The 19432-nt window shown below is 70.7% G+C and carries 14 protein-coding genes and 2 pseudogenes; 12 read left to right on the top strand and 4 right to left on the bottom strand.

Annotation, left to right across the window (positions count from 1 at the left end; genetic code table 11):
- Window positions 1-32: 32 nt before the first annotated feature.
- The gene (lepA, locus tag HCR68_RS02295) at window positions 33-1916 is read right to left on the bottom strand and encodes a translation elongation factor 4 (RefSeq protein WP_167145800.1); all 1884 of its coding nucleotides are present in this window, start codon (window positions 1914-1916) and stop codon (window positions 33-35) included.
- A 186-nt stretch (window positions 1917-2102) separates the two neighbouring features.
- On the opposite strand from lepA, the gene HCR68_RS02290 reads away from it, so the two are divergent.
- The 12 genes and pseudogenes from HCR68_RS02290 (at window position 2103) to HCR68_RS02235 (ending at window position 15755) form a co-directional block, all read left to right on the top strand.
- Window positions 2103-2573, top strand: a complete 471-nt coding sequence (locus tag HCR68_RS02290; protein ID WP_167145799.1) for a VTT domain-containing protein — start codon at window positions 2103-2105, stop codon at window positions 2571-2573.
- A gap of 118 nt (window positions 2574-2691) precedes the next feature.
- A complete protein-coding gene (locus HCR68_RS02285) occupies window positions 2692-3276 on the top strand; it encodes an O-methyltransferase (protein ID WP_167145797.1) in 585 nt (194 codons plus the stop codon).
- Window positions 3277-3519: 243 nt separating this feature from the next.
- Window positions 3520-5211, top strand: coding sequence for an anthranilate synthase component 1 (locus HCR68_RS02280; RefSeq protein WP_167145795.1), 1692 nt, complete (start codon window positions 3520-3522; stop codon window positions 5209-5211).
- A 3-nt stretch (window positions 5212-5214) separates the two neighbouring features.
- Window positions 5215-5904, top strand: a complete 690-nt coding sequence (locus HCR68_RS02275) for a gamma-glutamyl-gamma-aminobutyrate hydrolase family protein (protein WP_167145793.1) — start codon at window positions 5215-5217, stop codon at window positions 5902-5904.
- A 111-nt stretch (window positions 5905-6015) separates the two neighbouring features.
- A complete protein-coding gene (trpD, locus tag HCR68_RS02270) occupies window positions 6016-7140 on the top strand; it encodes an anthranilate phosphoribosyltransferase (RefSeq protein WP_167145791.1) in 1125 nt (374 codons plus the stop codon).
- A gap of 9 nt (window positions 7141-7149) precedes the next feature.
- Window positions 7150-9438 carry a tryptophan synthase subunit beta gene (trpB, locus tag HCR68_RS02265; protein ID WP_167145789.1) on the top strand — a complete coding sequence of 763 codons (2289 nt, stop codon included), beginning with the start codon at window positions 7150-7152 and terminating at the stop codon, window positions 9436-9438.
- A gap of 1 nt (window position 9439) precedes the next feature.
- Window positions 9440-10315, top strand: a complete 876-nt coding sequence (trpA, locus tag HCR68_RS02260; RefSeq protein WP_167145787.1) for a tryptophan synthase subunit alpha — start codon at window positions 9440-9442, stop codon at window positions 10313-10315.
- 120 nt (window positions 10316-10435) lie between these two features.
- Window positions 10436-11098 carry a hypothetical protein gene (locus HCR68_RS02255; RefSeq protein ID WP_167145785.1) on the top strand — a complete coding sequence of 221 codons (663 nt, stop codon included), beginning with the start codon at window positions 10436-10438 and terminating at the stop codon, window positions 11096-11098.
- A 193-nt stretch (window positions 11099-11291) separates the two neighbouring features.
- Window positions 11292-12824: pseudogene (locus tag HCR68_RS02250) on the top strand (hypothetical protein).
- Between the two features lie 130 nt (window positions 12825-12954).
- On the top strand, window positions 12955-13626 hold the full coding sequence (locus tag HCR68_RS02245) for a type II toxin-antitoxin system PemK/MazF family toxin (RefSeq protein ID WP_167145783.1): 672 nt from the start codon (window positions 12955-12957) through the stop codon (window positions 13624-13626).
- 228 nt (window positions 13627-13854) lie between these two features.
- Window positions 13855-14115 (top strand): 30S ribosomal protein S20, encoded by a 261-nt coding sequence (gene rpsT / locus HCR68_RS02240; RefSeq protein WP_003780210.1) that lies wholly within the window; start codon window positions 13855-13857, stop codon window positions 14113-14115.
- Window positions 14116-14267: 152 nt separating this feature from the next.
- Window positions 14268-15755: a DUF1846 domain-containing protein gene (locus HCR68_RS02235; protein ID WP_167145781.1), complete on the top strand. Its 1488-nt coding sequence runs from the start codon at window positions 14268-14270 to the stop codon at window positions 15753-15755.
- A gap of 1 nt (window position 15756) precedes the next feature.
- Here HCR68_RS02235 and holA read toward each other — a convergent pair whose 3' ends face one another.
- From holA to HCR68_RS02220, 3 genes and pseudogenes are all read right to left on the bottom strand, one after another.
- Window positions 15757-16791 (bottom strand): DNA polymerase III subunit delta, encoded by a 1035-nt coding sequence (gene holA, locus HCR68_RS02230; RefSeq protein WP_347878291.1) that lies wholly within the window; start codon window positions 16789-16791, stop codon window positions 15757-15759.
- Between the two features lie 77 nt (window positions 16792-16868).
- Window positions 16869-18545, bottom strand: a pseudogene (locus tag HCR68_RS02225) (ComEC/Rec2 family competence protein); the annotation flags it as partial.
- Complete coding sequence (locus HCR68_RS02220) at window positions 18542-19363, bottom strand: ComEA family DNA-binding protein (protein ID WP_243858881.1); 822 nt, start codon at window positions 19361-19363, stop codon at window positions 18542-18544. The gene HCR68_RS02220 and the pseudogene HCR68_RS02225, both read right to left, overlap by 4 nt.
- Between the last annotated feature and the right edge of the window lie 69 nt (window positions 19364-19432).

Raw genomic sequence — 19432 nt, 5'->3', positions numbered from 1 at the left:
TACCTGCCCGCTGCTTATCGGTCCTGCTTTCGCTACTTGCCCGGCTTGGCGCCGGTGGGCGTGTCCGCGCCGAGGGCGGCGATGAAGGCCTCCTGGGGGACCTCGACGCGGCCGATGGCCTTCATGCGCTTCTTGCCCTCCTTCTGCTTCTCCAGCAGCTTGCGCTTACGGGTGATGTCACCGCCGTAGCACTTGGCGAGCATGTCCTTGCGCAGGGCCCGGATGGTCTCGCGGGCGATGACCCGGGTGCCGATGGCCGCCTGCACGGGTACCTCGAACTGCTGGCGCGGGATGAGGTCCTTGAGGCGCTTGGTCATCATGACGCCGTAGGAGTAGGCCGAGTCGCGGTGGACGATGGCGCTGAAGGCGTCCACCTTGTCCCCGTTGAGCAGGATGTCGACCTTGACCAGGTTGGCGTCCTGGGAGCCGTCCATCTCGTAGTCCAGGGAGGCGTAGCCGCGGGTGCGCGACTTCAGGGCGTCGAAGAAGTCGAAGACGATCTCCGCCAGCGGCAGCACGTAGTGCATCTCCACACGGGACTCCGAGAGGTAGTCCATGCCCTGCATGGTGCCGCGGCGCGACTGGCACAGCTCCATGACCGTGCCCACGAACTCGCTCGGGGTCAGGATCGTGGCCCGCACGACCGGCTCGGAGACGGCAGCGACCTTGCCCTCGGGGAACTCACTGGGGTTGGTGACCGTGTGCGTGGTGCGGTCCTCCATGGTCACCTCGTAGACCACCGAGGGCGCCGTGGAGATGATGTCCAGGTTGAACTCGCGCTCCAGGCGCTCGCGGATGATCTCCAGGTGCAGCAGGCCCAGGTAGCCGCAGCGGAAGCCGAAGCCCAGGGCCACCGAGGTCTCCGGCTCGTAGGTCAGGGCGGCGTCGTTGAGCTTGAGCTTGTCCAGGGCGTCGCGCAGAGCCGGGAAGTCCGAGCCGTCCACCGGGAACAGGCCGGAGAAGACCATGGGCTTGGGGTCCTGGTAGCCCGACAGCGGCTCGGCGGCCGGCGCCACTGCGGAGGTGACCGTGTCACCGACCTTGGACTGGCGCACGTCCTTGACGCCGGTGATGAGGTAGCCGACCTCGCCGGCTCCCAGGCCGGCCGACGGGGTGGGCTCGGGGCTGATGACGCCGATCTCCAGCAGGTCGTGGACGGCCTCGGTGGAGAGCATCTCGATGCGCTCGCGGGGCTTGAGGGCGCCGTCGACGACGCGCACGTAGGTGACCACGCCGCGGTAGGTGTCGTAGACGGAGTCGAAGATCATGGCGCGGGCCGGAGCGTCGGGATCGCCGTGCGGGGCCGGGACGGTCTCGACGATCCGGTCGAGGAGCTCGGGCACGCCCTGGCCGGTCTTGCCGGAGACCTTGAGGACGTCGTCGACGTCGCAGCCGATGAGGGAGGCGATCTCCTCGGCATGCTTCTCCGGCTCGGCGGCGGGCAGGTCGATCTTGTTGAGGACCGGGATGATGGTCAGGTCGCCCTCGATGGCCATGTAGAGGTTGGCCAGGGTCTGGGCCTGGATGCCCTGGGCGGCGTCGACCAGGAGGACCGCGCCCTCGCAGGCGGCCAGGGAGCGGTTGACCTCGTAGGAGAAGTCGACGTGCCCGGGGGTGTCGATCATGTTGAGGGCGTAGGCGCGCGTGACGCCATCGCCGTCCTCGATGGCCCAGGGCATGCGTACGGCCTGGGACTTGATGGTGATGCCGCGCTCACGCTCGATGTCCATGCGGTCCAGGTACTGGGCGCGCATGTCTCGGGGCTGGACGACGCCGGTGGCCTGGAGCATGCGGTCGGCCAGGGTGGACTTGCCGTGGTCGATGTGCGCGATGATGCAGAAGTTGCGCAGCCGCGCCTGCTCGGTGGCGGCGGGCTGGACGCTGGTCATCTGCTCTGGTGTGGGGATCGGTGACACGGAGATCGGTTCCTGGCTCTTCCTCAGTATCCGGCATGGGTCTGGCCCAAGTGTCCCACGACGTCGGCCCGCCGCCCCAGCCCGCCGGGCCCGCCCGCAGTGTGAGGTGCGGCCGCACACCGAGCTCCCGTGGGCGTAGGCGACTCCACAACCGGACACCGATCGGCTTAGGCTAGCCTTCCTCGCATGCTGGAACGGATCCACAGCCTGCCCTATCCCTGGGTCTTCCTGTTCTTCTGGTGCCTGGCCATGATGCGCTCGCACACCATGTACTGGATCGGTCGGGGCATCACCGCCGGCACCGCGCGCAGCCGGTGGGCCTCGCTGATCGACTCCCCCATGTACGCCCGCGCCCAGTCGTGGTCGGCCCGCTGGGGCGTGCTGGCCGTGCCGATGTCCTTCCTGACCGTCGGACTGCAGAGCTTCATCCAGATCTCCACGGGCGTGGCCCGCATGCCGCTGCGCCGCTACGTGGCGGCCACGGCCGTCGGCGCGGTCGCCTGGGCGGCCGTCTACACGACCATCGGCATGGCGATCCTGACGGCATGGCTCACCGGCCCGGTCGGTCGTATCGTCATCGTCCTGGTGATCGCGGCCCTGGTGCTCGCCGCTGTGATTCGGCGCCGTCGAGCCACCGTACGCGATGATCAGGACTAGTACGGCTGGACCGGAGCGGTAAGGCGAGCGCTCGTCGGCTCATGCACCAGCCTGGCCCGTGGTGGCGCTTGACCTGGGCGCTTGACCCGGCCGGGGGCGATGGCTCACCGTGAAGATCATGACACCGGAGAGACTGGCCCTGGTCGAGGCCCTGTTGGTCCGGGGCAGAGAGCATGACAGCTCTGAGCCCGAGCATGACCGCCGCTACCGCAACGTGGACCAGGCCACGGCCGAGCTCATGCACCTGCTGATCAGGTCATTGCGACCGAGCTCGGTGCTGGAGATCGGCACCTCGAACGGCTGCTCGACGATCTGGCTCGCCGACGGCCTCGATGATCGGGCACGCATGGTGTCGGTTGAGAGCGACCAGCGGCGCCACGGTGAGGCCATCGATAACCTGGCGGCGGCGCGTCTTGACGATCGCGTCGACCTCGTCCTCGGCGACGCGAGGCAGGTCCTGGAGAAGACCCGGTCACAGTCGGTCGACTTCGTGTTCCTGGATGCCGACAGACGCGCCTACGCCGACTACTGGCCGGATCTGCTGCGCATCCTGCGCCCAGGCGGTCTTCTGGCAGTGGACAACTGCATATCGCACGCCGCCGAGGTGGCAGAGTTCATCTCCCTCGTTCGAGAGACACCCGGGACCGAGACCGTCCTCGTTCCGGTCGGAGCAGGTCTTCTTCTGGCAACCAGTGGTCCATGAACCTGCGCCGCCCATGCGGATCATACGGACACGCGTCTCATCCCTTGCCGCCGATTTGGCCACGTCACGACCTCGTTCTACCCTCGGTGCCATGACAGCGTTCCGCGACCGGCAGTGGTGGTGGCTCCCCTCGAGGCGAGCCGCCATCCTGACGCGCTAGGACGTACCGGCTCGCTCACCGCGGGCCCGCCCGACGCATGAGTGAGAGGCCCGCCTGACCCACGATCTCAGGAAAGAGGCCCCATGCCACCCACAGAGGAAGACACCGCACTCCCGGCAGCACCGCCTGCGGCCTCGCCGACCGTCCTGACGCGCCCGGTGCGCTACCACGCCGACGGCGGCGCCCTCCTGGAGCACCTGACCCGAGCCGGCCTGCTGCGCGCCACCGGGAACCCGGCCGGCGAGAGCACGGCGGCACGCCCCGTGGACTGCGTCCTGCTGGAGAGCGCCGACATCACGACCAAGGCCTCACGCACCACGGTCGCCGTCCTGGAGGCATCGGCCAGGCTGACCTGCTGGGGCGGGACCGTCACCGCCGAGGCCCTGGACGCCGTCGACGGCGAGGGCCCCGGGGCCGACGGCCTCGCCGCCCTGGCCCGCCTGGAGGAACACCTGGGCGAGCACGTCGTCGACCACTCCCCCGGACGGCTCACCCTCAACCTGCCCACCAGCGCCGACGACGACCCTTCCATCGAGGAGCGCCAGCGCCTCACCGCCCTGTCCACGATCGAGCCGCTGCGGGTCCTGGCCCGGGTCGAGGTCGACCACCCCCACCTGCCGCTGGAGGCGGGAGCCTTCGCCTTCGACTACCTGTCCACCTTCGAGTCCCTGCCCGAGGTCGCCCAGGGCGCCAACACCTGCCCGGACTACCTCTTCTACGACGCGCGCATCATCCTCGTCGTCGACCACCCCACGCAGGAGGCCACCCTGGTGGGGGCCTCGGTCGACGCCGCCGACCTGGAGCGGCGCATGAACGCACTGGCCGCCGCCATCGACGCAGCATCCGATGAGGCTGCGACCGCGCCTGCGGCCGCAGCGAGTGCCCCGGTCCTGCACGCGGTCCCCACCACCTCCGACGCCGACTTCGAGGCGGTCGTGGAGGAGATGCGCGGTTACATCGCCGATGGCGACGTCTACCAGGTGGTGCCCTCGCGCGGCTTCACCATCGCCTGCCCGGACACGCTGGCCGCCTACCACGTGCTGCGCCACGCCAACCCCAGCCCCTACATGTTCTACGTGGCCGCCCCGGACTTCGAGCTGTTCGGCGCATCCCCGGAGTCGGCGCTGCTGCACTCGGCGCGCACCGGCCGGGTCGCCATCCGCCCGATCGCCGGGACCCGGCCGCGCGGCCTGCACCCAGACGGCTCGGTGGACCACGAGCGCGACACCCGCCTGGAGCTGGAGCTGCGCACCGACGCCAAGGAGGTCGCCGAGCACGTCATGCTCGTGGACCTGGCCCGCAACGACGTCGCCCGGGTCAGCCGCCCGGGAACCCGCAGCGTCCAGGACCTCCTGCGCGTGGATCGCTACAGCCGGGTCATGCACCTGGTCTCCGAGGTCTCCGGCGACCTGGCCGACGACCTGGACGCCCTGGACGCCTTCCGGGCATCCATGACGATGGGCACCCTCACCGGCGCCCCCAAACTGCGAGCCGCCGAGCTCATCCGCCAGGCCGAGGGCGTACGCCGAGGCTCCTACGGCGGCTCGGTGGGTTACATCCGAGGCGACGGCGAGCTGGACACCTGCATCGTCATCCGCTCGGGCTTCGTGACAGAGGGAACCGCCCTGGTCCAGGCCGGCGCCGGGGTGGTGGCGGCCTCCTCCCCGGCAGCAGAGGCCGCCGAGACCGTCCACAAGGCCCGCGCCGTCCTGGAGGCGGTCGCCGCCGCCCAGGGCGCCACGCTCGTCATCGACACGTCCGGTAAGGAGGCCTGAGCCATGACCATCTCCAGCATCCAGAGCGCCGAGAAGGACACCACGAGCACTGTCCCTGCCCGCGTGGTCCTGCTGGACAACCGCGACTCCTTCGTCTACAACCTCGTCGACCAGTTCGCCACGCTAGGCTCCCGGATCGAGGTCTACCGCAACAACGTGCCGGCCTCCCGGGTACTCACCGCGCTGACGCCCACCGGAGCCGAGCGCGAGGCCGGGCGCCGCCCGGTCCTGTGCCTGTCCCCCGGCCCGGGCTACCCGGCGACGTCGGGCTGCCTCATGGAACTCACCACCACCGCGCTGGAGCAGGCGATCCCCACGCTGGGCATCTGCCTGGGCTTCCAGGCCCTCGTCGAGGCCTGCGGCGGACGAGTCACCCCGGTCGGCCCGGTCCACGGCCGCTCCGACCGCGTGGAGGTCACCGAGGCGGGTCGCCAGGACCCGGCCTTCACGGTGCTCGACGGCGGAGCGCTCGACGTGGCGCGCTACCACTCACTGGGCACGCGCACGCTGCCCACGGCGCTCATCACCCTGGCCCGCACCGCGCCGGTCGAAGGGGTCGACGGCGTCGTCATGGCGGCCCGGCACCGGTCGCTTCCCGCGATCGGGCTGCAGTTCCACCCCGAGTCCATCCTCACCCCGCAGGGGCCGGCCCTGCTCAAGGCCATCACCGCCGACCTGGCCCGAACCCCCTGAGCCACGCCACTGCCGCGTCATCCCCCAGATCCCGACGACTGCGGCACCGCTCGGGCAGAATCATCCCCGGGCACCCCACGCCTCAACCACCCGCGAAGGAGCCACAAACCGATGAGTGAGACCAACAGCGCCACCCCCACCGTTGGGGACGGCACCCACGTTGCCACGGCGCAGGAGGCCCACGAGCTGCTGCGCGAAGTCGTTCAGGGCCGGCGCCTGACCCGCGAGCAGGCATCCACGGTCTTCGCCGCCCTGGGTGCCGGGGACCTGTCCGAGGCGGAGACGGCGGCGCTGCTGGCGGCGCTGCACGCCCGCGGCGAGGAGCCCCAGGAGGTCGCCGGAGCCGCGAGCGCCTTCCGTCAGGCGGCCCGGACCTTCCCGTCGGTGACCTTCCCGCTGGTGGACGTCGTGGGCACCGGGGGCGACGGCGTGGGCACCATCAACATCTCCACCGGCGCGGGCCTGGTGGCCGCCTCGATGGGGATCGCGGTGGCCAAGCACGGTAACCGGGCCGTCTCCTCCAAGACGGGGGCGGCCGACGTCATCGCCGAGCTGGGGCTGCCCCTGGACGTGGAGCCGGCCATGGCGGTCGAGCTGCTGGCCCGGGACCATTTCACCTTCCTGTTCGCCCAGGCCTACCACCCGGCCATGCGGCACGTGGCTCCGGTGCGCCGGGCTCTGGCGACGCCCACGATCTTCAATGTCCTGGGGCCGCTGGTGAACCCGGCCCACCTGACCTTCCAGCTCATGGGCGTGTGGGACCCGAATATGCTGGACATGATCGCCGAGGCGATGGTTCAGCTGGGACGCAAGCGGGCGCTGGTCGTGCACGGCTCGGGCCTGGACGAGATCGCCGTCCACGGACCGACCCTCGTGCGCGAGGCGACTCCCCGCGGGGTCAAGGCCTATGAGGTCACTCCCGAGGAGCTGGGGGTGGCGACCCACGAGCTGGCCGACCTGCTGGGCGGGGAGCCGGCCGACAACGCCCGCCTGCTGCGCGAGGCCGTCTCCGGTGAGGGCAGGCCCGCCCACCGTGACGCCATCGCCGTCAACGCCGGTGCCCTGCTGTATCTGGCCGGCCCGGCCGACAATCTTGCCGACGGCACCGCCATGGCGCTGGAGCAGATCCGCTCCGGCGGCGTGGCCCGTCACCTGAAGTCCATGACCAAGGCCGATGATCTGGCCGATGATCTGGCCGGTGAGACGACCGGTGAGACGACCGCCGAGCGGGCCTGAGGAGAGACCATGACCACCCCCGACACCGCCCCCAGTCCCTTAGCGGATCCCGCAGCTCCCGGCACCCCGGGCCCCGAGCGCGCGCACCGCGAGCCGGTCGAGGCACGGCTCATCGCCACGGGCACGGTCCTGGACTCGATCGTCCAGGCGCGCCGTGAGCGCATCGACGAGCTGCGCGCCCGCTTCGGGCACCTGAGCGCTGAGGAGCTGGAGCGCTCGCAGCGCTCCTTCGCCGCCGCCCTGCGCACCCGCAGCGGCCGGGCCCCCAGCCCGCAGCCGGCCCTCATCATGGAGTGCAAGGCGGCCTCGCCCTCGCGCGGCACCATCCGCTCCGACTACGACCCGGCCTCGCTGGCCGCGCAGTACGCGCCCCACGCCGCTGCGGTCTCGGTACTCACCGAGCCCGACCGCTTCAACGGCTCCTTCGACGACCTGGCGGCCGTGCGCGAGGTGGTGGACGTACCCGTCCTGTGCAAGGACTTCATCGTCGATGAGGTCCAGGTGCTGGCGGCGCGGAGCCTGGGGGCGGACGCGGTCCTGCTCATGCTCTCGGTGGTGCCCGACGACGTCTACCGCGAGCTGGCCGACCTGGCCCACCACCTGGGCATGGAGGTGCTCACGGAGGTCTCCACCCCCGAGGAGATGCACCGGGCGGCGACGCTGGGCGCCGAGGTCATCGGCATCAACAACCGGGACCTGCGCACTCTGGACACGGACCTGGCTCGCACCGAGGAACTGGCCCCACTGGCCCCGGCCGGGGTGGTCCTCGTCGGTGAGTCGGGGGTCGGCGCGCCCGACGACGTGCGGCGACTGTCGGGCCTGGTGGACGCCCTCCTGGTGGGCTCGTCCCTGTCCGGGGCCGAGGATCCTGCCGGGGCCGCCCGGGACCTGGCCACCGCGGTCCCGCTGCCCCAGCCGGCCGAGGGACGGGCGCAGAGCGCGCGGAGTGAGGAGGCGTCGCCGTCGGGCCAGGACGTGGGCGAGCGGGCGGGGCACCACCCGCGCCTGCCCGCCTTCTTCGGCCCCTACGGCGGGCAGTTCGTGCCCGAGCTGCTCATCCCGGCCCTGGACCAGCTCGAGGACGCCTTCATCGACGCCCAGGCGGACCCCGCCTTCGCCGCCGAGCTGGACACGCTCATGACCCGCTACCTGGGACGGCCCACGGCGGTCACCGAGCTGCGCAACCTGCCCCTGGAGGGCAACGCCCGCATCCTGCTCAAGCGCGAGGACCTGGTCCACGGCGGCGCCCACAAGGGCAACCAGGTCCTGGGCCAGGCGCTGCTGGCCAGGCGGATGGGCAAGCAGCGCATCATCGCCGAGACCGGTGCCGGCCAGCACGGGACGGCCACGGCCATGGTCTGCGCCCTGCTGGGACTTGACTGCACCATCTACATGGGGGCCACCGACGTCGTGCGCCAGGCCCCTAACGTCGAGCGCATGGAGCTCATGGGCGCCACGGTGGTACCGGTGAACAGTGGCGCCGGGACGCTCAAGGACGCCGTCAACGAGGCGCTGCGCGACTGGACGGCCTCCTTCGCCGACACCCACTACCTGCTGGGCACGGCCGCCGGCCCCCACCCCTTCCCCACGATCGTGCGCGAGTACCACCGGGTCATCTCCCGGGAGGCCCGTGCCCAGGTCCTGGGCCTGACGGGGCGCCTGCCGGACTCGGTCATCGCCTGCGTGGGCGGGGGCTCCAACGCGATCGGCATGTTCGCCGAGTTCATCGACGATCCCGACGTCGAGCTCATCGGTGTGGAGCCCGCAGGCGAGGGACTGGACACGCCCCGCAACGGCGCCCCCATCAACAAGGGCCTGGTGGGGATCCTCCACGGGGCGCGCAGCTACCTCATGCGCACCTCCGAGGGACAGGTCGAGGAGTCCTTCTCCGTGTCGGCGGGCCTGGACTATCCCGGTGTGGGGCCCGAGCACGCGTGGCTGTCGGACACGGGCCGGGCCCGCTACGTGGGCATCAGCGACGACGAGGCGATCGAGGCCTTCCGGCTGCTGTCGCGCCACGAGGGGATCATTCCGGCAGTGGAGTCCGCTCACGCCCTGGCCCAGGCCCTGGCCATGGCCCGTGCGGTCCCCGACGGCGACGAGCCCCCGATCCTGCTGGTGTGCCTGTCCGGTCGTGGGGACAAGGACCTCGACCAGGTGCGGGCGCGGCTGGGCGGGTCCTTCTCCACCGACGGCGCCGTGGCCCGGGCCTCGCGCATGGTCGAGCAGATGGGTAAGCGCACCGAGTACGCCGGCCTGAGTACCGCCATGAGCACCGGCCCGGACGAGGAGTTCTGAGATGAGCCGCTATCCCGCGATGTTCGCCGCCCTCAGGGAGCGCGGCGAGGGCGCCTTCGTCCCCTTCGTCATGGTCGGCGACCCGGACCCGGCCACCAGCGAGGCCGTCATCGAGGCCCTCATCGCCGGCGGGGCCGATGCCCTCGAGCTGGGCGTGCCCTTCACCGACCCGGTCGCCGACGGGCCCACGATCCAGAGGGCCCACGTGCGGGCCCTGGCCGCGGGGGCGGGCTTCGGTGACTGCCTGGAGGTGGTTGAGCGGGTGCGCCGACGCCACCCGCAGCTGCCCATCGGCATGCTCATCTACGGCAACGTGCCCTTCGCGATGGGTCTGGAGCGCTTCTACGCGCAGTGCGCCCAGGCCGGCATCGACTCGGTGCTGCTGCCCGACGTCCCGATTCGCGAGTCGGCCGCCTTCAGCCGGGCTGCCGAGGCCGCCGGTGTCGACGCCGTTTACATCGCGCCGCCGTCGGCCGCCGCCGAGACCCTGGACGCGGTGGCGGCCGCCTCACGCGGTTATGTCTACGCCGTCTCCCGGGTGGGTGTGACGGGTACCGAGAGGGCCTCGTCCACCGTGGGGCTCGCCGAGTCGGTGGAGCGCCTGCGTGCCGACGCCGCCGCCCCCGTCATGCTGGGCTTCGGCATCTCGACGCCCGAGCAGGTCGCCGAGGCGATCGCCGCCGGGGCCGACGGCGCGATCAGCGGCTCGGCCACGGTCAAGATCGTCGAGCGCTACGCCCCCGAGATCGTGGCCGCCACCTCCGTTGAGAACAGTGGTCAGGGTGGTGAGGAGCGCCGCCACTACGCACTCGGAGCGCTGCGCAGCGAGCTCGTCGCCTTCACCGCCGCCATGAAGGAGGCCACGCGCCAGCGCTGAACCGGTATCGGTCCGCTGCGTGACGACAGGAGGCCACAACCTCTTTACGAGTGACGTGCACCACGCTATATTGACCGGGTAGTCATTTCCGTCCTGACTACTCCGGAAAAGAGGTTGCTCATGCATTTACGACACCCAGCTCCATCCTGGCGACGCCTTGCCGGCGTCGCCGCCGTCCTTCCTCTGCTCGTCGCCGGCCTCCTGGCATCGCCGGCACAGGCCGCCCCCGCCTCCGACAGCATCATCGCCTCCGGGATCTACAACTCGAACGGCGCCGGATGCCAGGGCTCGGGCACCAGCACCGACTGCCTCAGCTGGGGCCTGCGCATTCCGTCCACCATCACACCGAAGAAGGATCTCACCGTCACCATCGAGGCCGACTCCGTTCCCGGTCAGTGGGTATGGAACTGCCTCGCGAGCGATCGGGTCGCCGGTACGGCGTCGTTCTACGACGCCCCGATCGCGGGTGAGAACAAGAAGCTGAGCGAGTCCGATCTCAGATACTTCGCGCACCTCTATTACGGAATGTACGGAGACAGTGCCGGACAGGTCGACGCCATCACGTGCACCCCGGAGCACCTGAGCATCACCTACACGATCGATTACCTGGTGCGCTCCGAGGGCTCATACCTCGACCTGAGCCTGGGGACGACCACGGTGACTCCGGGATCCGCCGAACACACCTACTCCTTCTCACCAACCGTCACGACCTCCGCAGACAACACCCCTCAGAAGATCACGGCAACCGTGCAGAAGCCTGCCGAGAACGCAGCACCCAACTGAAGCACTGAGACCACAGAGACGTAGGTCGGGTACACGAAGACATTCGTGTACCCGACCTACGTCTGGACCATTCTTAGTCGATGAAGACGTCTCACGTGAATGGGTACCTCAACCATTCAATGATGTCCTGCCCGGCGATATATTAATGAGGCAATTGGTTCCCATCCCGATCACCTCGGAGAAAGGCGTGCTCATGCGCACCCCACCTTCTCAACCCACTCGGCCCTGGCGGCGCCTTCTGGGCGTGGCCATGGCGCTTCCCCTGCTCGTCGCCGGCGCCGTCGCCGCTCCAGCGAGCGCAGCCCCCTCCCCCGCGGCCGATAGCGGCTCCATCACCGTCGAAGGGCGATACAACACCGCGGGTACCGGTTGTCACGGCTCCGACAACGCCGATGGCTGCCTGAGCTGGGGAGTCCGCGTCCCCTCCGCCATCGCCCCGAACAGCTCCACCACCGTCACCATCGAGGCGGACTCCGCACCGGGTCAGTGGACCTGGTCCTGCCCCTCACCGGACGGGGACAGGGTCGCCGGAACAAGCACCTTCTACATCAACAAGGGTCAGGGCGAGCCCGCAACCAAGCTGGCCGACTCCGGCCTGGGGTTCTTCGACCACCTGTACTACAACCAGCATGGGGACAGCGCCGGCTCGGTCAAGGCCGTCAGCTGCACCCCCGAGCACCTGAGCCTGACCTACGAGGTCAACTTCAACGCCGCCTGGGACCAGAGCTCCTACCTCGACCTGGACCTCGGGACGACGACAGTGGCACCCGGAGCGGACGCGCGCAGCTACAGCATCAGTCCCACGATCACGACCTCCACGGGCAGCCTGGTTCTCACCCCCACGGCCACGGCGCACAAGCCGGCCGCCAGTGCCACCCACGCCACCGTCACCACTGAGGCGGTCAAGGTCGACGGCGCCGCCAGGGACGCCGGGCGCTTCACCATGAGGGCGAGGAACGACTCCACCACGCCCCTGTCCGACTTCACCGTCTCCACGGGACGCTCCAGGGGACAGGCCCAGGTGACCTCCCTGACCTGCGACCTGACCGCCTTCGGCGGCGAGGTCGTCTCCGCCCAGGGGCCGGCCGAGAGTCTCAAGGTCTCCAGCGACAAGGCGAAGGTGCCCGAAGGCAAGGAGGTCACCTGCCAGGTGGACCTGACCGGCGTCGTCGGGCGCAATACGGTGAAGGCGGAGCTCGCTGCCGGCGGCCAGACCTTCTCCAGCGACTACGTCGATGACCGCCCGGTGGGCAAGGTAGCCGTTCAGGGCTCCCAGGGCAGCATTTAGGCCGCCCCGACCGGCACCTACGAGGTCGAGGTCGGCTACACCGTCACCTTCACCAACACCACCGACGCCGACGGGCGCACCTCCAACATCGCCCTGCGGCCTCAGGTGCCCGCCGGCGTGACGCTGAAGAGCGTGTGGGGCAGCGGCGGCCCCTGGTGGATCACCCTGGATGACTACGCCATCCAGCCGGACGGCTCCGTGTCACTGCCGACGGAAGACACTCTGCCTGCCGGGTCGTCAACCACCATGACGTTCTGGAACACCTACACGGTCAACGCCGACACGATCACCGAGGAGGGGTGGAAGGCGCTGAGCACCTGCGACCCCAAGGACCCCTCCAAGGGCCTGACCACCGCGGTCGACGTCGCCGACAGCGGAGCCGGCATCGAGGCCGGAACCTACTCGACCTGCACCATCGTGACGCGCGCCAAGAACTAGGACGCTCGGGCGCACCGTCCAGCTTCCAGCGGCACCCTGCTGCATGACCGGCGGTCCCTCCCCAGCACCGGGGAGGGACCGCCGAGCCGTCTACGTCGCGGCACGTGGGCCCGGCGGTAGGGTGGCGCCCATGGCCAGCATTCTCAACCGGATCCTCACCCTGCTCGGACGCGCCGCCTCCGACGCCGTCAGCGACGCACTCACCCAGAAACCCTCAGCCTCGCAGGGGACGTCGGAGAGCGCGGCGACCGGATCCGCTGACCCCGTCCGCACCGGGACATCGAAGCCGTCGCCATCTCCTGCGTCAGCCTCTCCTGGGTCGCGTCCCGACTCCCAGCGAGCCGGCTCTGCCGCAACGGCACCAGCAGCAGGATCATCATCACCCCAGGACGTCGGCGTCTACGACGTCGCCGTCCTGGGGCTGCCCGCCTTCAGCTACTCCCCCGACCCCGACGGCGACGCCGACCCCGGAGAGGTGGTGTGGACCTGGGTCCCCTTCGAGGAGGACCCGGCCCAGGGTAAGGACCGGCCGGTGCTGGTCCTGGCGCGCCACGAGACCCGCCTCGTCGTGGCGCAGATGACCAGCAAGGACCATGACCGCGACGCCGCCCAGGAGGCGCGCTGGGGCCGTTTCTGGCACGACGTCGGCACCGGCGGCTGGGACCGTCAGGGTCGCCCCAGCGAGGTGCGCCTTGACCGGCTGCTCCTGGTGGAGCCCGCCGCGGTGCGCCGCGAGGGGGCCACGATGAGCCGGGAGGTCTTCGACGGCGTCGTCGTCGCCCTGCGCCGCCACCACGCCTGAGCACCCGGACCGCCCGGATCCGGGGGGCGATGCACCTCACGCCCGACCACCGGTTCGCTCCTGGGGACGCGGCGATCCCGAATGATACAGTCGCCTACTGGACCTCTGGCCTGGCCGGCTGCGGGGTCCGGCGACCGGGTCCAGCCAGGTGCCCCACCACCTCATGTCAGCCCGTGGCGCGAACCCTCTCTCCGGCCATCGACCAATCAGACGCGAGAAAGTTTCACCGTGGCGAACATCAAGTCCCAGATCAAGCGCATCAAGACCAACGAGAAGGCCCGCCTGCGCAACAAGTCCGTCAAGTCCGAGCTCAAGACCTACGTGCGCCGCGTGCGCGAGGCCGTTGAGGCCGGTGACAAGGACGCCGCGCTCGAGCACCTCAAGGCCGCCTCCCGCAAGCTGGACAAGGCCGTCTCCAAGGGCGTCATCCACAAGAACCAGGCCGCCAACCGCAAGTCCAAGCTCGCCAAGCGCGTCGCCTCCATCTGAGGTCACCGCAGCAGTGAGAATCCGAAGGGCGCCTCCCACCGGGGAGGCGCCCTCCCCCTTTTTGCTGAGCCGTTTCCCAGCCCCCCACCCCCTTCTCAGAATCACCCCGCAATCACCCATCACGCCCATCAGACCGCTTCAAGGAGAGCCCATTGCGCATCGGATTCGACCGCGACAAGTACCTGCGGATGCAGTCCAGCCACATCGCGGAGCGCCGCGCCCAGTTCGGCGGCAAGCTCTATCTGGAGTTCGGCGGAAAGCTCATTGACGACATGCACGCCTCGCGTGTGCTGCCCGGCTTCACCCCGGACAACAAGATCGTCATGCTCGCCGAGCTGGCCGACGAGGTCGAAATCGTCATGGCCGTCAACGCCAAGCACCTCGCCCGCAACAAGGTCCGCGCGGACCTGGGCATCTCCTACGAGGACGACCTGCTGCGCCACATCGACGCCTTCCGCAGCTACGGGCTCTACGTGGGCAGCGTCGTCGTGACCCAGTGGACCGAGGACAACCGCCAGGCCCACGACTTCAAGCGCAAGCTGGAGGCGCTGGACATCACGGTCTACCGCCACTTCCCCATCCCCGGCTACCCCGGCGACGTCGCCCGCATCGTCTCCGAGGAGGGCTACGGGCGCAACGAGTACATCGAGACCCGCCGGGACCTGGTGGTCGTCACCGCCCCCGGCCCGGGCAGCGGCAAGATGGCGACCTGCCTGTCCCAGATCTACCACGACCACCAGCGGGGCATCTCCTCGGGCTACGCGAAGTTCGAGACCTTCCCGATCTGGAACCTGCCCCTGGACCATCCGGTCAACATCGCCTACGAGGCCGCCACCGCCGACCTCGACGACGTCAACATGATCGACCCCTTCCACCTGGCCGCCCACGGCGTCCAGACCGTCAACTACAACCGCGATGTCGAGGTCTTCCCGGTCCTGACCCGCCTGTTCGAGGAGATCCTGGGATCCTCGCCCTACGCCTCCCCCACGGACATGGGTGTCAACATGGCCGGTAACTGCATCTGCGACGACGAGGCCTGCCGGCAGGCCGCCAACCAGGAGATCATCCGCCGCTACTACCGGGCCCTGGTGACCGAGAAGCGCGACGCCATCGCCCCCATCCAGTCCCAGCGGATCGCGCTGCTCATGGCCAAGGTGGGGGTCAGCAAGGAGGACCGCCCCGTCGTGCCGCCCACGCTGGAGGTGGCCGCGGCCACCGGCGAGCCGGCCTCGGCGATCGAGCTGCCCGACGGACGCATCGTGACGGGCAAGACCTCGGCCCTGCTGGGGTGCTCCTCGGCGATGCTGCTCAACGCCCTCAAGGTCCTGGCCGGGATCGACGACGGCATCGACCTGCTGGCCCCGGCCTCGATCGAGCCCATCCAGAGGCTCAAGACCCAGGGGCTGGGCAGCCGCAATCCTCGGCTGCACACCGACGAGGTACTCATCGCCCTGGCCGTGTCCGCCAACGGGGACGACAACGCCCGCAAGGCCCTCGACCAGCTCGAGACGCTGCGGGGCTGCGACGTGCACACCTCGACGATCCTGGGTTCGGTGGACGAGGGCATCTTCCGCGCCCTGGGTGTCCAGGTCACCAACGAGCCGGTCTACGCCACCAAGTCCCTGTACAAGAAGCGCTGAGTCAGCGCCGCCGGGAGGCGCCGGCGGCGCGGGCGCGGCAGATCGTCAGGACCGCCCGCTCGACGGCGTAGACGGGGTCGCGGCTGGCACCCTTGGCCTCGGCGTCGGCGCGGGCGACCGCCAGGATCGAGGTGGCCAGGGCGTCGTCGGACCAGCCCTGGAGCTCGCGTCGGGCCCGGTCCACCTGCCAGGGGGCCATGCCCAGCTCGGCGGGACTCATGCGCCGGCCTCCAGCGGCCGCGACCCGGGCGAGCTGGCGCACCTTCATGGCCAGGGCGGCGACGATGGCCACCGGGTCGGTGCCGGTGGCCACGGCGTGACGCAGGGCGGTGATGGCGGCCGGGGTGTTGCCGGCCGCGGCGGCGTCGGCCACGGTGAAGCCGGTCGCCTCGATGCGCCCGGCGTAGTAGGTGCGCACGTGGTCGACACTGATGGTGCCCTGGGTGTCGGCAAGGAGCTGGTCGACGGCGGAGCACAGCTCGCGCACGTCGCTGCCCAGGGCGTCGACGAGTGCGCCGACGGCATCGGAGGCGATGCTCCGCCCGGCGCGGCGCACGTCGGCCACGACGAGGGAGGACTTGTCCTTGGCGCTCTTGATGGCGTCGCACTGGATGGTCGGGTAGGGCGAGGCCTTGATGGCGTCGAGCAGGCGCTTGCCCCGCTGACCGCCGTTGTGGCGAAGGATGACGCTGACCTCGGGGTCGGCGGCCCCCACGTAGGCGATGAGGTCTGCCAGGAGGGCGTCGGTCATCTGCTCCAGGGCGGGGACGTAGACGAGCCGGGGCTCGCCGAACAGCGAGGGGGACACGAGGGTGTCGAGCTGGTGGGGCTCGTAGGTGGCGGCCTCGAGGCGCGTGATCTCGGTGGTCGCGTCCTTCGCCCTGGCCTGCGCCAGGAGGCTTGAGACCGCGCGGTCGGCGAGGATCTCCTCGCCGGCGCGGATGAGGACGATCGGCGCCAGCCGGGCCTGGTCCCACCGGAGTCCTGACGATGCGCTGCGCTGGCCCCGGGGGCGGGAGGTTCTGGTCGCTGCCATGGGGCAAGCCTGCCACGAGCAGGCCGCACGAACCGCCTCAGCGTCCCCGACAGGGCGCGGCGCGTACGGGGAGCCACCAGGAGCAGAAGCCCGATCTCGCAGGCTCCCAGCGCGAGCGCTCCGGGGATCCCCGGCAGCCAGGGCACCGCGGCGCCGGGCAGGTGGGAGAAGAACCGGGAGACCCGCACCATCCAGGAGCAGGCCGCGAGCGCCGGCCAGGCGACAACAGTGGCGGCCGCGGGCCAAGCCGGGTGGACCAGCGCGGCCAGGAGCCCACTGATCGTGGCGATGACGGCTGCCGGCTCGGTGAGCAGGTTGGCGGGAACCGACCAGGCGCCCACCGAGGGCTGGAGGAGGACGAGAACCGGCCCGCAGGCGGCCTGGGCCACCAGCGGCAGGGCCACGGCGGCGGCCAGCCAGCGGGGCAGGCGGCGTGAGAGGTGGGTCGCAACGGGTTTGGCTCCGACGACGATGCCGGCGGTGGCCACCACTGACAGGGCGAAGCCGTAGTCCCGGGACTGCCAGGGGTCGACGAGCAGCAGGACGATGGCCCCGGCGCACAGCGCGGGCACGGAGGCGGCGCGCCGTCCGGCGACGACGCCCAGGAGCATGACGGCCCCCATGGTGGCCGCGCGCAGCACGGAGCCGGAGGGCCGCACCAGCACCACCAGCAGGGTGAGCAGGACCGTTCCGAGCAGTGCCCGCCACCGCCGGGGAAGGGCCCCGAGGGCGGCCAGGCTCAGGCCCAGGACGATGGCCACGTGCTGCCCGGAGACGGCGGTCAGGTGGGTCATGGACACGGTGCGCATGTCCTCGCGCACCTGGGCCGGCAGGGCGTGGTCGTCGCCCAGGGCGACACCGGGCACGAGGGTTCGGGCGCCCGGTGGCCAGGGGCCCTGCGCATCCTCCGTCTCTCCCGTGCTCTGCGCTCCTCCGGCGTCCTGTGCTCCGACGGCCTGGGCCAGACCGGAACGGATACTGGTGACGGCTCCGAGCACACCGGAGGGCGGGTCGAGGATCGTCAGGCCCGCGCGCTTGGGGATGATGGCGGCCTCGGCCCGCCCCGGATCGGTGGGTCTCAGGCGCGTGCGGACCTGGATGCGGGTACCCATGTGCAGACTCAGCCACTGCTTGTCCGCCAGGACGGTGGCGCTCAGGGATGAGGCCCGCCCGTCCACCTGCTCGACGTCGAGGGCAGTGATGACCAGGGTGGACCGACCGGTGGCCGAGACCCGTGGCTCCTGGGAGACGGTACCGATCAGGGTGACCGGGCGTCCGGAGGCCACTGCCACGGTCAGGGGGTCGCGCTGGCGCGCCCACAAATGGGCGGCGCTGATGGTGAGCACTGTCGCGGCGCACAGGGCGCACACGAGCAGGCTGGCGCTGACGGTGCCGATGGCGCCGGGGTCCTGCGCGGGGGCTCCGGGGCACGGGTCTGCCCGGTGACGCGGCGGCCGGAAGCGCAGCACGGGCACGATCAGCGCCGCGCCCAGGACGATGCATCCGGCGGCCAGGAGGAGGACCGGTCTCCACGGCGCCGCCCCATCGTGTCCGACGGCCCACCAGGCACCGCCCCAGCAGGCGATCACCGGGGCGAGCAGTCGCAGGTCGAGGGCCTCGGGAGCCTTGGAGAAGGTGGCGTGCACGCCGCGCACTCGGCGTTGGTGCTGCTCCTGCTCCTGGCGCAGGCGCTCGTAGAGGGCGGGGTCGTCCCACGGGGCCCGGGAGTCGACGACAGCAGGATCGGCACTCATACGGTGGCCTGTTCCCGCAGGGCCTCCAGCTTGGCCTGACCGATGCCGGGGACGTCGGTGAGCGCGTCGACGCTGGCGAAGGGGCCGTGGGAGTCGCGGTACTCCACGATCCGCTGGGCCAGGGCCGGGCCGATTCCGGGCAGCTTCTCCAGCTCGGAGGCCGAGGCCGTGTTGATGTTCACCGTTCCTGCGCCGCTGCCACCACCGGGCCCTCCTGTGGCCGATCCCGTTCGCGCACCGGCGGGTCCCGCGGATTGCGGTGCGGGTTCGGGCAGGACCTCGCCGTTGCGCGGCACCCGGATCTGCTCGCCGTCGCTCAGCACTCGGGCGAGGTTGAGCTGCTCGGTGTCCGCGTCCGAGGAGGCTCCTCCGGCGGCGTTGATGGCGTCGGCGACGCGGCTGCCCGCCTCCAGGGCGACAACGCCCGGCCTGGTGACCGCCCCAGTGACATGGACGACGACCTTGCCGGCTCCGGCGGCCGGTCCGCTCGCAGCAGGCGCGCCTGGCCCCTTGGCCGCTCCTGAGGGCGGTCCCGTGGCAGGCGCAGTGGCCGGTCCTGTGGCCGGGGTCCTTATCGACGCGGAGGCTCCGGCTGCTGCTGCGCGATCCGCTTCACCTCCTGCGTCGGTGGAGGACAGGACGGCTCTCAGCGCCAGGACGGCGGCCAGAATGAGAAGAACGCAGCCGGCGACGACGGCGGCTCTCGGCGCGATCGCCAGGCGGCGCGGCCTGTGGATCGGTTCCTCGGGATCGGCTGAGCAGGCCAGACGCACGAGGTCGTCCAGGGACCGGTTCCCGCTGCTCCTTCTAACGCCCATGTCCTTGACGGTAGGTGCTGGGCGTGCGGGCCGTGCAGTCGACCCGCACGCCCTGTGGAGAGCGCTTGC

It is taken from the genome of Actinomyces sp. ZJ308 (genome assembly GCF_011752065.1).
Classification (GTDB): Bacteria; Actinomycetota; Actinomycetes; order Actinomycetales; family Actinomycetaceae; genus Actinomyces.
The sequence above is the reverse complement of the archived record's forward strand: the minus strand, read 5'-3'. Positions and strand labels throughout refer to the sequence as shown.